At 66.3% G+C, this 13,508-nt stretch carries 11 protein-coding genes and 1 pseudogene; 3 read left to right on the top strand and 9 right to left on the bottom strand.

All coding sequences use genetic code 11. The features are described from left to right. Positions 1-59: 59 nt before the first annotated feature. The 4 genes from rsmA to K7W03_RS24480 form a co-directional block, all read right to left on the bottom strand. Positions 60-917: a 16S rRNA (adenine(1518)-N(6)/adenine(1519)-N(6))-dimethyltransferase RsmA gene (gene rsmA / locus K7W03_RS24495; RefSeq protein ID WP_044661727.1), complete on the bottom strand. Its 858-nt coding sequence runs from the start codon at positions 915-917 to the stop codon at positions 60-62. A 5-nt stretch (positions 918-922) separates the two neighbouring features. Further along, on the bottom strand, positions 923-1,948 hold the full coding sequence (pdxA, locus tag K7W03_RS24490; protein WP_222887572.1) for a 4-hydroxythreonine-4-phosphate dehydrogenase PdxA: 1,026 nt from the start codon (positions 1,946-1,948) through the stop codon (positions 923-925). After that, on the bottom strand, positions 1,926-3,311 hold the full coding sequence (locus K7W03_RS24485) for a peptidylprolyl isomerase (protein WP_048578597.1): 1,386 nt from the start codon (positions 3,309-3,311) through the stop codon (positions 1,926-1,928). Before K7W03_RS24485 ends, pdxA begins: the two co-directional genes overlap by 23 nt. Before the next feature lie 86 nt (positions 3,312-3,397). After that, the gene (locus tag K7W03_RS24480) at positions 3,398-5,662 is read right to left on the bottom strand and encodes an LPS-assembly protein LptD (protein ID WP_061936928.1); all 2,265 of its coding nucleotides are present in this window, start codon (positions 5,660-5,662) and stop codon (positions 3,398-3,400) included. Positions 5,663-5,842: 180 nt separating this feature from the next. Between K7W03_RS24480 and K7W03_RS24475 the strand changes: the two genes are divergently transcribed. From K7W03_RS24475 to ndk, 3 genes are all read left to right on the top strand, one after another. Continuing rightward, on the top strand, positions 5,843-7,288 hold the full coding sequence (locus tag K7W03_RS24475; RefSeq protein WP_222887571.1) for a leucyl aminopeptidase: 1,446 nt from the start codon (positions 5,843-5,845) through the stop codon (positions 7,286-7,288). Between the two features lie 151 nt (positions 7,289-7,439). Then, positions 7,440-7,889: a DNA polymerase III subunit chi gene (locus tag K7W03_RS24470; RefSeq protein WP_222887570.1), complete on the top strand. Its 450-nt coding sequence runs from the start codon at positions 7,440-7,442 to the stop codon at positions 7,887-7,889. A 93-nt stretch (positions 7,890-7,982) separates the two neighbouring features. Further along, positions 7,983-8,405, top strand: a complete 423-nt coding sequence (gene ndk, locus K7W03_RS24465; protein ID WP_007684133.1) for a nucleoside-diphosphate kinase — start codon at positions 7,983-7,985, stop codon at positions 8,403-8,405. A gap of 372 nt (positions 8,406-8,777) precedes the next feature. Here ndk and K7W03_RS24460 read toward each other — a convergent pair whose 3' ends face one another. From K7W03_RS24460 to K7W03_RS24440, 5 genes and pseudogenes are all read right to left on the bottom strand, one after another. Beyond that, complete coding sequence (locus K7W03_RS24460) at positions 8,778-9,296, bottom strand: tetratricopeptide repeat protein (protein WP_044663058.1); 519 nt, start codon at positions 9,294-9,296, stop codon at positions 8,778-8,780. Positions 9,297-9,373: 77 nt separating this feature from the next. Then, positions 9,374-10,549, bottom strand: coding sequence for an RsmB/NOP family class I SAM-dependent RNA methyltransferase (locus K7W03_RS24455; RefSeq protein WP_222887569.1), 1,176 nt, complete (start codon positions 10,547-10,549; stop codon positions 9,374-9,376). A 46-nt stretch (positions 10,550-10,595) separates the two neighbouring features. Next, a complete protein-coding gene (guaB, locus tag K7W03_RS24450; protein ID WP_025549701.1) occupies positions 10,596-12,053 on the bottom strand; it encodes an IMP dehydrogenase in 1,458 nt (485 codons plus the stop codon). Between the two features lie 305 nt (positions 12,054-12,358). Further along, entirely contained in the window at positions 12,359-13,051 is a 693-nt protein-coding gene (locus K7W03_RS24445; protein ID WP_025549702.1) for an aspartate/glutamate racemase family protein, read from the bottom strand. Between the two features lie 59 nt (positions 13,052-13,110). Then, a pseudogene (locus K7W03_RS24440) lies at positions 13,111-13,508 on the bottom strand (NADP transhydrogenase subunit beta); the annotation flags it as partial.

Genomic DNA, 13,508 nt, shown 5'->3' with positions numbered 1-13,508 from the left:
TTCCCCTCCCGCCTGCGGGAGGGGAATGACCTGAATCCACCTAAGCCGGGCTTTTAGGGCTAAAGGCGTCCCAAAACGCGCGCTGTTTCTACGAATTCCTCGACGCTGACGGTTTCCGCGCGGCGTTGCGGGTCTATGCCGACCGCCTCCAGCGCTTCGAGGGCGCCGGGCAGGCCCTTGAGGCTCTGGCGCAGCATCTTGCGGCGCTGGCCGAAGGCGGCGGCGGTGAGGCGTTCGAGATGCTTCAACTGCACGCCTTCGGGGGCGGGTTTGGGCGTGATGTGGACGACCGCCGACATGACCTTGGGCGGGGGCGTGAAGGCGCTGCGGTGGACCTTCATCGCGATGCGGGCGTCGCTGCGCCATTGGGACAGCACGGCGAGGCGGCCATAATGATCGCCATTGGGTTTCGCCACGATCCGCTCGGCAACCTCCATCTGGAACATGAGCGTCAGGCTCGACCACCAGGGGAGTGGAGACCAGTCGGTGGAAAGCCAGCCGATGAGGAGGGCGGTGCCCACATTATAGGGCAGGTTGGCGATGATATGCGCGCCTTCGCCTGCCTCGGCGCGGGCGTCGACCGCCATCGCGTCGCCGGAAATCACCCGGAACTGGCCGGGAAAGGCCTCCGACAGTTCGGAAAGCGCGGGCAGGCAGCGCCGGTCGCGCTCGACCGCCACCAGCCTTGCCCCGGCGCGCAGGATCGCGCGGGTCAGGCCGCCGGGACCGGGGCCGACCTCGAAGGCGGGCTGATCCTCAAGCGGGCCGGGGATGGCCGCGATCCGGTCCAGCAACTGTTCGTCCAGCAGGAAATTCTGGCCGAGCGCCTTGCTGGCCTGCAACCCGTGGGCGGCGATGACGTCGCGCAGCGGCGGGAGCTTGGGCGGCGGGAGCTTGGAGCGGGTATCTGCGGCCATGAGCCTCAGCAGCCGGGGGTCAGCCGGGCGCGTGTCGCTTCGGCGGCCATCCGGATCGCGGCCATCATCGCGCTGGGATTGGCGCTGTCCTTGCCCGCAATGCCGAAGGCGGTGCCATGGTCGGGCGAGGTGCGCACGATGGGAAGGCCCAGGGTGATGTTCACCCCCTCGTCGAAATTCAGCGTCTTGATGGGGATCAGCGCCTGATCGTGATACATGCAGAGCGCCGCGTCATAGGTTTCGCGGGCGCGGCTGTGGAACAGGGCGTCGGCGGCGAGCGGCCCCTGAATGTCGTAACCTTCCGCCTGGAGCGACTCCACGGTGGGGCGGATGACGTCGATCTCCTCCCGCCCCAGCGCCCCGCCTTCGCCCGCATGGGGATTGAGGCCCGCGACGACCAGACGGGGACGGCCGATGCCGAAATTGCGCTGGAGCCCCTTTGCCGTGGTGATGGCGCGGGCGCGGATCAGGTCGACCGTGAGCACGGACGACACCTCTGCCAAGGGGATGTGGATGGTGATCGGCACGACCTTCAGCGACGGCCCCGCCAGCATCATCACGGCGTTGTGGGGCGCGACGCCGCAGCGTTCCGCGATGAATTCGGTCTGTCCCGGATGGGTGAAGCCGACGCCGTAGAGCTGTTCCTTGCCCACCGGGGCGGTGACGATCCCGGCGGCCGAACCGCTGCGGGCGAGGCCGACCGCGACCTCCAGCGCCTGAAAGGCCGTGCGCGCGCCATCCATGCTGGGCGTGCCGGGCGTGATCTCGCCCGCCTCCGCCACCTGCAGGCATGGCAGGGCCTTGTCGAAGACCTCCACCGCTTCCTCCGGCGTGCTGACCGGCTCGACCGGGCCGAGCCAGACGGCGCGCAGGGACGCGGCGTCGCCCACGGCGAAAAAGGGCGACAGGCCCCGCGCCTCCCGCATGACCCAGCTTTTGGCGACGATTTCCGGCCCGATTCCCGCCGGATCACCGAGCGACACGGCGAATGGCGGCATATCCGCCGGATCAGTTATAGTCGATAACGGCATCGCGGCGGAGATCGCGCAGATAGATGCGGGCGCGCTTGTTGACCCGTTCTTCCTCCAACTGCGCCATGATCTGTTCGGCATTGGGCGCGGCGGCGGAGGAGGCTTCGTCACGGCCGCAGACGACCAGCACGCGCACGCCGTCGTTGATCGAGCCGAAGGGCGGCGTCGCCTCACCGACCTGGAGGTTCAGAAGGATGTCCTGCAATTGCGGGGGCAGGTCGCGCAGCTTCACATTGTCGTTGTCGACCACATCGGCGCCGATCTTGCCGCCCAGTTCATTGGCCTGGCCGCAGCCCTTGATCGTCTTGACCTGCGCGGCGAAGGCGGCCGCCCTGGTGCTCGCCTGTTCCTTGGTCGTGCCGGCGGGGAAGCTGACGGAGAGCTGCTTGAGGCTGAGCAGCGCATCGCGCGGATCGGCGGTCAGCACCTTGCGCTTGTCCATGACATAGATGATCGAGACGCCGCCCGGCACGCCGATGGGGCCGGCGATCTGGCCGACCTGCATTTCGGCCGCCGCCTGCGCCAGTTCGTCGGGCAGCTGGACAGGGCGGACCCAGCCCAGATCGCCGCCGACCGCCGCCGTGGACGCTTCGGAAAATTGCCGCGCATAGGCGGCGAAGCTGCCGCCCTGCTTGATCTGTTCGATGATGTTGCGGGCGTTCGCGATGATCTGCTGCTGGTTTTCCGGCGTGGCCGACAGGTAGATCTCGCCGATGCGGAACTCGTCGCTGCCCTTGGCCGCGTTCATGCGGTCGACCACCGACTTCACCTCATCCTCCGACACGTTGACGAAGGGCTGGATGTTGCGGCGGAGCAGGCGGCTCCAGGCCAGCTCGCCCTCGATCTGGCGCCTGATGCTGGCGGCGGAGCTGCCCTGCTGGCGCAGATATTGGTCGAACTGGGCGGGGGACTGGCGGAAATTGGCCGCGACCCGCTCATAGCTCTGGTCGATCTCGGCCTTGTCCACCTTGATGTCGTTGGCGGCGGCTTCCTGGATCTGGAGCGTCTCGTCGATCAGGTTGCGCAGCACCTGGACGCGCAGCCTTTCCTTTTCCTCGTCCGACACCTTGCCGCCATTGGCCGTGATGATGAGGGCCAGCCGCTGGTCGACGTCCGTGCCGGTGATGATCCGGCCGTTGACGATGGCTGTCGCCTTGCGGACATTGGGGTCGCTCTTGCCGAAGACGGTCACATCCCTGGGCAGGTTGAGCTGTTGCGTGGCGACATTGTCATCGTCGGCGACCGTCTGGGCCAGGCTTCCGCTGACGCCGGTAGCCAGCAGCGCCGAGGACAGAAGCACGGTCCGCAGGCCCCTGTAGGCCGTGCTGCCAATGCGGGAAAACGGGGAAACGACAGGCTGCATCGTCGACAAAACTCTCCAATCGGTTCGGCACGAGATGCGCCGATCCGCCTTAACCGACCCTGAGCAGGAAGCGGGAAGGCTGATCCTTATATGCCAATATTGCGAAAAGCCAGCCGAAGCTGGAAGCTGTTGCCCTTTCGTGCGTCGCCCAGCACCTGATAGTCGCGCCGCCAGGTGAGGCCGAGCGTCAGGCAATCGTCCTCATAGGCTATCCCCAGACGATGGCGCACGGGTTCATAGCCATCCGCGACGGACAGCGGATCTTCCTTCGTGTCGGTCAGGTCGATGACGGTCGAGCCGAAGACCGACCAGAAGCGCGCGAACTGGACGCGACCGCCCAGCCGCAGTTCCTCGCGGTCCTGCAAATCCTCCAGATTGAGGTTCGCGTCGCGGTTGAGGCGCAGATAGCCGACCGTCGCATAGGTCTTGCGGCTGCCGATGGTGGCGTCGATCTCGTTGCGGCGGACCGACAGATTGTCCTTGTCCAGCCGGAAGCGGTGGGTGAAGCTGATGAAATCCTTGTAGCGGACGGTGGTGCGCCCGACGACGTCGGACAGGCGGTCCGACAGGCCGGTTCCTTCCGGCAGGATGCTCTCTCGCTTGTCGAGGCGGTAGCTTTGCCCCACCACGCTTTCCAGCGAGAAGTCCGGAAGCGACAGGCTATATTCCATGCCATAGGTGACGCGGGTCGAATCCTCGAACCGGTCATATCCGGAAAAGCGGTTGAGTGCGAAGAGGTTGCTGTCCTCCAGGTCGATGGCGCGCGCATCCTCATTGGGGACGGAGAGATTGGCGATCTTGGGCGCGGCGACGATCTGCACGCGCGGGGCGATGCGCTGCACGCCGCCGAACGCCTCGCCCATGAAGGGCCAGCGCATGTCGATGGCCGCCGCCGCGATGCCGCGCGCCTTCCAGCCCGGATCGCCGGCATAGCTGACGATGCTGTTCATCAGATTGTCGCTGCTGTGATAGACGTCGCCGCGCAAATAGGTGGTGAAGGTCAGTTCCTGACCCATCGGCGTCAGCTTGCGCAGGTTCCATTCGAAGGCGGCAAAGGCGCGCTGCGTGTCCTGGCCATGGGTGCGGGTGATGGCCAGGCTGTTCGCCTGGAACTGCGCCACGCCGCCCAGCAGCGGGTCCTTCATCCGCAGGCGATAGTCGATGACGGGCAGCGCGATCGGCATCTGCCCCTGCGAATCGCCGGTGCGCAGCGTCTGCACCGCCCAGCCGGCGATGGAGAAATAGCTGTTCTCCCCGATTCGCTGGGCGTTGAGCGTAGAACGCAGCCGGTCGTCCCGGCTGATGTCGTAGCGGCGCAGGAAGGTGCGGTCGGTCGCGGCGCGGATCGACCCGCCGATGCTCCATTCCGGCGTCAGTTGCAGCGCGCCGCTGGCGTCGAGATAGCCGCGGAAATCCCTTTCCGATCCCGCCGGGGTGGTGGAAGAGGCATTGCCGGTGGCGACGCGGCTGCCATAGGTCGCATAGCCGGTGATCTGGTAGGCGCCCCGGTCCCATAAGTGGCGGTAGTTGGTCTCCAGCATCGGCAGCGTGTCGGTATAGACATGCGGCGTGACGGTGAGGTCGCGATTGGGCGCCAGCTTCAGATAATAGGGCAGCGCGACCTCGAACCCGTTGGTGCGGTCGTAGCGAAGATTGGGCACCAGCAGGCCGCTGCCGCCATTGTCGCCCACCGGATGGGAGAAGCCGGGCAGCGGGATCAGCGGCAGGCCGAACAGTTCCACGCTGGCATTGGTATATTTGACGCGGGCCTTGACCGGATCATAGACGACCCTGACCGCCTTGATCTGCCAGGTGGGCTCCTTGGGGCAGCCCTCATGATCCTCCACCACGCAGCCGGTATAGGCGGCCTTGCGCAGCGTATAGACCCCGTTCACCCGCTGGCCGCTGGCGGCGGCCAGCCGCCCGCCCGATTGCAGCACCAGCAGCATGTTCTGGACCATGCCGTCCTGCAGGGAATCGGTGACGTCGAACCGGTCGCCATAGGCGATATTGCCTTCCGGATCGGTGACGGAGACGTTGCCGTTCGCCTCCACCTTCCCCGTGGTGCGGTTCCAGACGACCTTGTCGGCGCGCAGCCGGTTGCCCTCCCGCAGCAACTGCACATTGCCGCTGGCGGTCACGACCTCGCTGTTGCTGTCATATTCCAGCGCATCGGCGGCGAAGCCGATCTGTTCGTCGCTTTCGGGCACGGGGGCGTCGGGCGCGCTGATCGTCGCCTGCGGTTCCTGGAGTTGCTGGGCCGTGGCATGCGGGACGGCGACCAGGCACGGAAAGGCGGCGCCGGCGGCCAGGAGAGGTTTCAAACGCAAGGGGAAAGGGCTGTTCTGCAAAAGGATGGGGCCTCTTTGACGGGGCGCTTTGTTTCCCGCCTATCGCACTGCTTTGTCTGCGCTGCAATCGTCTCCGCCAAGAGTTTTGCGGGAAAATCAGTCGAACGGCTTTGCCAGACAGGGTAAGCCGCACTATCTGGCCATAGAGATACAAGCCTTGCAGGAAATAAAGGACACTAGATGGAAATCGCGTTCAGCCCCGTCCGTCCCGAAGCCGATACGCTGGCCTTCGCCGTGCCGAAGGGCGGTTTCGACGCCTTGCCCCTGAGCGCCGCGCCCGTGCTGGCGGCGGGCGCCGCCGCGGCGCGCTTCACGGGCGAAGCGGGGTCGAGCTTCGAGAGCTTCGTGGAGGAAGGCGGCAGGGTGCTGCGCGTGGTGCTGGTCGGCACCGGCGCGGGCAGCGATGCCGATTATGAGCGCGCGGGCAGCGCGCTGACGGCGCGCCTGTCGACCAGCGGCGCGACCCATGCGGCGGTCGAATTCTTCGGCGGCGCGAGTGGGGACAAGGCGGCGGCGCTGGCCTTCGGCGCGTCGCTGCGCGGCTGGCGGATCGACACCTATCGCACGCGGCAGGCGGAAAAGGCCAAGCCGACGCTCAAGCAGATCACGCTGGTTTCGAGCGACGCCGGGGCGGCCTGGGAAAGCCGGTCGGCGGTCGCGGCGGGCGTGGCCTTCACCCGCGAGCTGGTGTCGGAACCGGCGAACATCCTCTATCCCGAAAGCTTCGTCGAGCGCTGCAGGCATCTGGAGGAGCTGGGCGTCAAGATCACCGTGCTGGACAAAGCGGCGATGGCGGATCTGGGCATGGGCGCGCTGCTGGGCGTGGCGCAGGGTTCGGTGCGCGAGCCGCGCCTGCTGGCCATGGAATGGGACGGCACGGGTGGCGCGACCGAAAAGCCGCTGGTCTTCGTCGGCAAGGGCGTGACCTTCGACACGGGCGGCATTTCCTTGAAGCCCGGGCCGGGCATGGAAGACATGAAATGGGACATGGGCGGCGCCGGGGCCGTGGCGGGCGCTATCAAGGCACTGGCAGGGCGCAAGGCGAAGGTGCGCGTCGTCGGCATTTGCGGGCTGGTCGAGAATATGCCGGACGGCAATGCGCAGCGGCCGGGCGACATCGTGACCTCCATGTCCGGGCAGACGATCGAGGTGCTGAACACCGATGCCGAAGGGCGTCTGGTGCTGTGCGACGTCATCACCTGGGCGCAGAAGACCTATGCGCCGGAGGTGATCATCGATCTCGCCACGCTGACCGGGGCGATGATCATCTCGCTCGGCAACGAATATGCGGGCATCTTCTCCAATGACGACGGGCTGGCCGACGATCTGATCTCGGCGGGCAAGGCGGCGGGCGACCAGTTGTGGCGCTTCCCGCTGGGCGACGCCTATAACAAGCTGATCGACAGCCCGATTGCCGACATGAAGAATATCGGGCCGCGCTATGGCGGGTCGATCACGGCGGCGCAGTTCATCAAGCGCTTCGTCGATGAGGGCGTGAAATGGGCGCATCTCGACATTGCGGGCATGGTCTGGGCCGACAAGCCCGGCGCGACCTGGGACAAGGGCGCGACCGGCTATGGCGTGCGGCTGCTCGACCGCTATGTCGCGGACAAGTTCGAGAGCTGATCTTTCTTCCCGTTCGGTTTGATTTGGTCCGGACCAAGGGCAAGCATTGTCTGGCTAAAACCCCGCCCCGTTCGGGCTGAGCCTGTCGAAGCCGTTGGCCTCGCCGACCTTCGGTTCGACAAGCCCGGGGCGAACGGTTAGAGCGTGAAGAATGCAAGTCGATTTCTACCAGCTCAGCCGCGATCCGGTGGAACAGGTGCTGCCCGCCATAGCGGGCCGTATCCTGGAGATGGGCGAGCGGCTGCTGGTGGTGGCGCGGGAGCCTGAACGGCTGGAGCGAATCTCCGCCGGGCTGTGGGCGGGGCCGCCGGAAAGCTTCCTGGCGCATGGCCGGGCGGGCGAGGGCGGCGAATCGGTGCAGCCGGTGCTGCTGGCGCAGGATTGCCCAAGCGTCGATCTGGCCGCCAATGGGGCACGGCATGTCGCATTGGCCGATGGCCTCTGGCGCGAAGAGGCGCTGGGTTTCGAGCGGGCCTTTTACTTCTTCGACGCGGAAACCGTCGAAGGCGCGCGGGCAAGCTGGCGCGATCTCGCCAAACGGGATGGCGTGACGCCACGATTCTGGCGGCAGGAAGGCCGCAAATGGGTGCAAGGTCCATAAGCATGGGCCAAAAATCAGCCCTCTTGCGATAGGCTGCGGCCCGGTCTAAAGGGCGCGCCAACTTATCCCAACAATTCGGAGCTTTTGAGCCTTATGGCCGTGACCCGCACCTTTTCGATCATCAAGCCCGACGCGACCCGTCGCAACCTGACGGGCGCCGTGACCAAGAAGCTGGAGGAAGCGGGCCTGCGCGTCGTCGCTTCCAAACGCATCCGCATGAGCCGCGAGCAGGCCGAGGGCTTCTACGCCGTGCACAAGGAACGCCCCTTCTTCGCCGATCTGGTCGCGTTCATGATCTCCGGCCCGGTGGTCGTGCAGGTCCTGGAAGGCGAGGACGCCGTGAAGCGCAACCGCGACATCATGGGCGCCACCAACCCCGCCAATGCCGATGAGGGCACCATCCGCAAGGAATATGCCGAATCGATCGAAGCCAATTCGGTCCATGGTTCCGACAGCGAGGAAAATGCCGCGATCGAGATCGCCTATTTCTTCAAGCCGGACGAAATCGTCGGCTGATCCGGCATAGTCAGCATTGGAAACGGGCCGGGGGCGACAAGCCTGCCGGCCCTTTTCTTTTGGAATCTTGGGTGGGAAACGGATTTTAAGCCAGACCCCCTTCAAATGATCCAACCCGCCAAACCCGGAACCGGAATGACTTCAACCCAAGATCACCCGTAACCCGATCGCCACAGGCCGACCAAAAAGCATCCTATTTTCGACCGAAACATGATTTCGGCCTGTCCTATTCCGCATCCACGGGCCTATCCCGCTTCCTTCCGTGAAACATCCGGTAAACCACACGCACCCGCCTACGCGCGCGCAGGCACGCGCACGCATATGGTGTGAACTTCGGTGTAAAAGGTTCGAGAACAGTTCCGCGGAAACGGGTCAAGGCGTCTCGGTTTCCGCCGCCTTGGGCGCGGGCACCTTGTCCTTCGCGCTCAGCACCGTCGCGGGCGGCCCCTTCTCTATCGCCGCCGCCAGTTGTCCGACCGCCGCGCAGTTCACCTTGCACAGCCCCTGCGCCTGGGCGAGATTTTCCTTCGCCTTGGCGATGGCGCCCTTCTCGACCATCGCCTCGCCCTGACCGACCAGGGCGGCGACGTCATTGGGCTCCAGCAACAGCGCCTCGCGATACAGCCGGATCGCCTTGCCCTGCAATCCCTGGGCCCGCGCGACTTCGGCCAGCTCGATATAGGCCATGCGGTTGCGGGGATCGACCGCCAGCGCGCTTTCCAGCGCATCGGTGGCGCCCTGATAATTGCCCGCCTTGCGCGCTGCTTCGCCCGCCTTCTGCCACTCGATGGACAGCGGCGAAATCTGCGAATCCGGGCGCTGCGTCAGCCCGACGCTGGAAACGGTGGTCAACAGGACGGCCAGGGCGATCGAAGCGGGGGTAAAACGCATGCACAACTCCAGCCATGTTTCAGGCGCTGATTCCGTCCAAGTCTCGCGATTTTGCGGGCGCTTGTCCATCGACTCTTTCACGCCGTCCGTCGCAGCCGCGCGAAATAGAAACCATCCGTCCCGTCATGCGCCGGCGTCAGCAGCAGCCCGTCGCCATGGGCACGGCCCGTCGGCACATCGGCCGGTTCGGCCGTCCATCCCGCATGCCGTGCCAGAAATGCCCGCACCTGATCCCGCCCCTCCCGGTCCGTCAGCGCGCAGGTAGCATAGACCAGCAGGCCGCCCGGTGCCAGCAAAGGCGCGGCGAAATCCAGGATTCGCGCCTGCTCCGCCACCAGCCGGTCGAGCCGCGCGGGGGTCAGCCGCCAGCGCGCCTCCGGATTGCGGCGCCAGGTGCCGGTGCCCGAACAGGGCGCGTCGACCAGCACCACATCGGCGCGGCCATGCAGGCTTTGCAGCGCGCCCGCCTCATGCCCCTGATCCAGCAGCAGCGTCTCGATGAAGGTCGCCCCGGCCCGCTCCGCCCGCGGGTCGAGCCGCGACAGCCGCGACCGGATGGTGTCGGCGGCGATCAGCGTGCCCTTGCCCGCCATGGCGCTCGCCAGCGCCAGCGTCTTGCCCCCCGCCCCGGCGCAGAGATCGATCACGGTCATGCCCGGCTGCGCCCCGCAGGCGGCGGAGATCCATTGGCTGCCGGCATCCTGCACCTCGACCTGCCCCCATTTCCAGGGATCGCTCTGCTCGACCGGCGCGCCTTCGGGCAGGCGCAAGGCCTCGGGCAGGCCGGACAGACGCACCGCATCGGGATAGAAGGACGCCACCCTGTCCGGGTCGGCCTTCAGCCGGTTGATGCGCAGGTCGACCGGCGCCCGGCCCAACAGGGCCTCGCGCTCCACTGGCGCGGCCAGCAGAGGGTCGATCCAGCCGGGCACGACGCCTGCCGCCGCTCCCGCCTCGTCCGCGGAAATCGGCGCCGGTCCATGGGCCGATCCATTGAACAGTTCCGCCAGTTCCGGCCGCTCGCGGGCCAGCCCCACCATCGCGGCGCGCCCGCTTTCGGGCCGCTCGGCCGTGCGGCGCACGGCGTCATAGACATGATCGCGCACCGCCCGCCGGTCCCGCGATCCGGCATAGCGCCGATCCTTGAAATAGCGGGCAATCAGCGTATCCGCCGCCGGCCCGCCGTCACGCGCCGACGATATGATGGCGTCGAGCAACTCAATCGCGGCCTGGACGCGTGCGGACGGGGTCATGCGCTACTCCCCCATCACGGGAAAGGAAGAGAATGGAAAAAGGGCCTTACCGCGTCGGATAATTGGGTGCTTCCCGCGTGATCGTCACGTCGTGGACATGGCTTTCCGACAGGCCGGCATTGGTGATCTGGACGAAGCGCGCCCGTTCCTGAAGGTCCTTGATCGTGGCGCTGCCGGTATAGCCCATGGCCGCCTTCACGCCACCGACAAGCTGGTGGATGACGTCCTTCGCCGGCCCCTTGAACGGCACCTGGCCCTCGATTCCCTCGGGCACCAGCTTCATCTGGTCCTTGATGTCCGCCTGGAAATAGCGGTCGGCGGAACCCCGCGCCATGGCGCCGACGCTGCCCATGCCGCGATAGCTCTTATAGGCGCGGCCCTGATAGAGGAAGGTCTCGCCCGGAGCTTCCGTCGTACCGGCGAGCAGGGAGCCCACCATGACGCAGCCCGCGCCCGCCGCCAGCGCCTTCGCCACGTCGCCGGAGGTGCGCAGGCCGCCATCCGCGATCACCGGCACGCCCTGCTTCGCGGCTTCCTCGGCCGAATCCATGACGGCGGTCAGCTGCGGCACGCCCACGCCCGCGACGACGCGGGTGGTGCAGATGGAACCCGGCCCGATCCCGACCTTCACGCAGTCCGCGCCCGCGCCGATCAGCGCCTTGGTCGCTTCGGCGGTGGCGACATTGCCGGCGACCACCTGGACATGGTTGGACAGCTTCTTCACCGCCTCGACCGCGACGGCGACCTGGCGGCTGTGGCCATGGGCCGTGTCGATGACGATCAGGTCGCATTCCGCGTCGATCAGCGCCTTGCTGCGTTCCAGCCCCTTGTCGCCGACGGTCGACGCCGCCGCCACGCGCAGGCGGCCCGAAGCGTCCTTGGTCGCCTGCGGATAGGTGACGGCCTTTTCGATGTCCTTGACGGTGATCAGGCCGACGCAATGATAATTATCGTCCACCACCAGCAGCTTTTCGATGCGGCGCTGATGCAGCAGGCGCATCGCTTCGTCCTGGCCCACCCCGGTCTTCACCGTGGCCAGATTGTCGCGGGTCATGAGTTCGCTGACCGGCTGGGCGGGGTTCTCCGCAAAGCGCACGTCGCGATTGGTGAGGATGCCGACCAGCTTGCCCGACGCCTCGACCACCGGAATGCCGCTGATCTTGTGGCGGGTCATCAGCATCTGCGCATCGGCCAGCGTCGCATTGGGCGTGATGGTGATCGGATTGACCACCATGCCGCTTTCGAAGCGCTTGACCGCGCGTACCGCGTCGGCCTGTTCCTCGACCGACAGGTTGCGGTGCAACACGCCAAGGCCGCCCAGCTGGGCCATGACGATCGCCATGTCCGCCTCCGTCACCGTGTCCATGGCGGAGGAGAGGATCGGGATGTTGAGCTTGATTGCACGGGTCACATGGGTGCTGGTGTCAGCCTGGCTGGGCAGCACATCGGATTCGGCGGGCTGCAAAAGCACGTCGTCAAAGGTGAGGCCAAGGCGGATGTCCATGTGAAGCCACTTTCTGCTGCGCGGTTCATGCGGGGGCCTGGCATGATCGCTGGGGGATTCGTGGCGGCCCATGTAACCATTAACCGGCAAAACAGCCAGACCCCCGAAAGCATTTTATTGCGGAGGCGAGAAAATCCCTGCGCGGCGCGCAACGGGGTGGAAGGTGAAGGTTCGAGAGAAGCAGGCGATTCCCGTCGCTGCCCCGGATTGGTGGGCGTCCGGCGTCTCGACGCCGGCGCGTTTCGCCCCATCGTCCGCTCCGGGGAAGGAGGATTGGAGCCTGACCCGCTAAAGGTCCAGCCGCCTCAATCCCCCAGGATCACGTCCACGCCCGCACGTGCATGGATGCTGGTGCCGTCATAGATCGGCAGGACGTTCGCCTTCACATCGACGATCATCTCCAATTCGGTGCACGCAAGGATCGCCGCCTGCACATTCTCCTTGGCGATGTCGGTGAGTTCGGACTTCATATAGCGTTCCGACTCGCGGCTGACCTTGCCGATGGTCAGTTCGTCATAGACGATCCGGTCGATCCGCTCGGCCAGTTCCATGTCCGGGGGCAGCAGCGATATGCCGTGCGCCACCAGCCGCTGGCGATAGAATTTCTCCGTCATCACATTGCGGGTGCCGATCAGCGCGGCCTTTTCGATGCCGTCGGCCTGCATCTTGCGCCCTACGGCTTCGGCGATGTTGACGATCGGAATGTCGACGCCCGCCTGCACATCGTCATAGACGCGGTGCATGGAATTGGCGCAGATCAGCAAGGCCGCCGCCCCGCCCTGCTCCAGCCGCCTGGCGGACGCGGTCAGCACATCGGCAGCATGGGCCCATTCCTCTTCGGTGATGGAACGGCCTATGTCCGCGAAATCCAGGCTTTCGATCAGCAGCGGAGCGCTATGCTGGCCGCCCCGGGCGCGATACACCGCCTGGTTGATGATCTGATAATAGCGCGCCGTCGACGTCCAGCTGAGACCGCCTATCAGGCCGAGCTTCTTCATGAATCCGCTTATCCCCATGCGCCGACAAAGCCGGACAGGCTTGTCCCTCGCCCAAATCGTTAGGGACGGCGTCCCGCATCGGCAAGCCCCTTCCTGCCCGCACCGCCGCAAAGGCGCGCGCCGAACAGGCTGCCGGCCGCGCCCGCCAGCGCTCCCGCGACGGCCATCGGCATATTTTCCATCAGGAAAGCGGACGCCGCCAGCGACCAGCCGGCAAAGCCGCCCACCAGCGCCAGCGCAGGTCCGGTTCCCCACGACAAGGCCCATTTCACAACCGTCCAGCCCGCAAGCCATGCGGCTCCGACGCAGGGAAGGAGCCTGCCCAGGTCCGGAGTCGCGATGAAGGCCGCGACCAGCCCGCCGGTCGCCGGCAGCATGACAGCAGCCGCAAGCGGATGCCACCGCCCCGCCGCCCCGCGCCACAGGACCGCCGCCGCCCCCGCGCAGGCCATGGCAC

The sequence above is a fragment of the Sphingobium sp. PNB genome (assembly GCF_019873065.1).
GTDB lineage: Bacteria > Pseudomonadota > Alphaproteobacteria > Sphingomonadales > Sphingomonadaceae > Sphingobium > Sphingobium fuliginis.
Note: the sequence above shows the minus strand (reverse complement) of the source record. Positions and strands in the feature narration are given on the sequence as shown.

What these genes read in the sequence shown, in the direction of transcription:
- K7W03_RS24485 (WP_048578597.1), bottom strand. Translation starts at nt 3,311, where the DNA reads ATGCAGCCTGTCGTTTCCCCGTTTTCCCGCATTGGCAGCACGGCCTAC.
- pdxA (WP_222887572.1), bottom strand. Translation starts at nt 1,948, where the DNA reads ATGCCGTTATCGACTATAACTGATCCGGCGGATATGCCGCCATTCGCC.
- K7W03_RS24460 (WP_044663058.1), bottom strand. Translation starts at nt 9,296, where the DNA reads ATGCGTTTTACCCCCGCTTCGATCGCCCTGGCCGTCCTGTTGACCACC.
- K7W03_RS24470 (WP_222887570.1), top strand. Translation starts at nt 7,440, where the DNA reads ATGCAAGTCGATTTCTACCAGCTCAGCCGCGATCCGGTGGAACAGGTG.
- K7W03_RS24445 (WP_025549702.1), bottom strand. Translation starts at nt 13,051, where the DNA reads ATGAAGAAGCTCGGCCTGATAGGCGGTCTCAGCTGGACGTCGACGGCG.
- K7W03_RS24475 (WP_222887571.1), top strand. Translation starts at nt 5,843, where the DNA reads ATGGAAATCGCGTTCAGCCCCGTCCGTCCCGAAGCCGATACGCTGGCC.
- rsmA (WP_044661727.1), bottom strand. Translation starts at nt 917, where the DNA reads ATGGCCGCAGATACCCGCTCCAAGCTCCCGCCGCCCAAGCTCCCGCCG.
- ndk (WP_007684133.1), top strand. Translation starts at nt 7,983, where the DNA reads ATGGCCGTGACCCGCACCTTTTCGATCATCAAGCCCGACGCGACCCGT.
- guaB (WP_025549701.1), bottom strand. Translation starts at nt 12,053, where the DNA reads ATGGACATCCGCCTTGGCCTCACCTTTGACGACGTGCTTTTGCAGCCC.
- K7W03_RS24455 (WP_222887569.1), bottom strand. Translation starts at nt 10,549, where the DNA reads ATGACCCCGTCCGCACGCGTCCAGGCCGCGATTGAGTTGCTCGACGCC.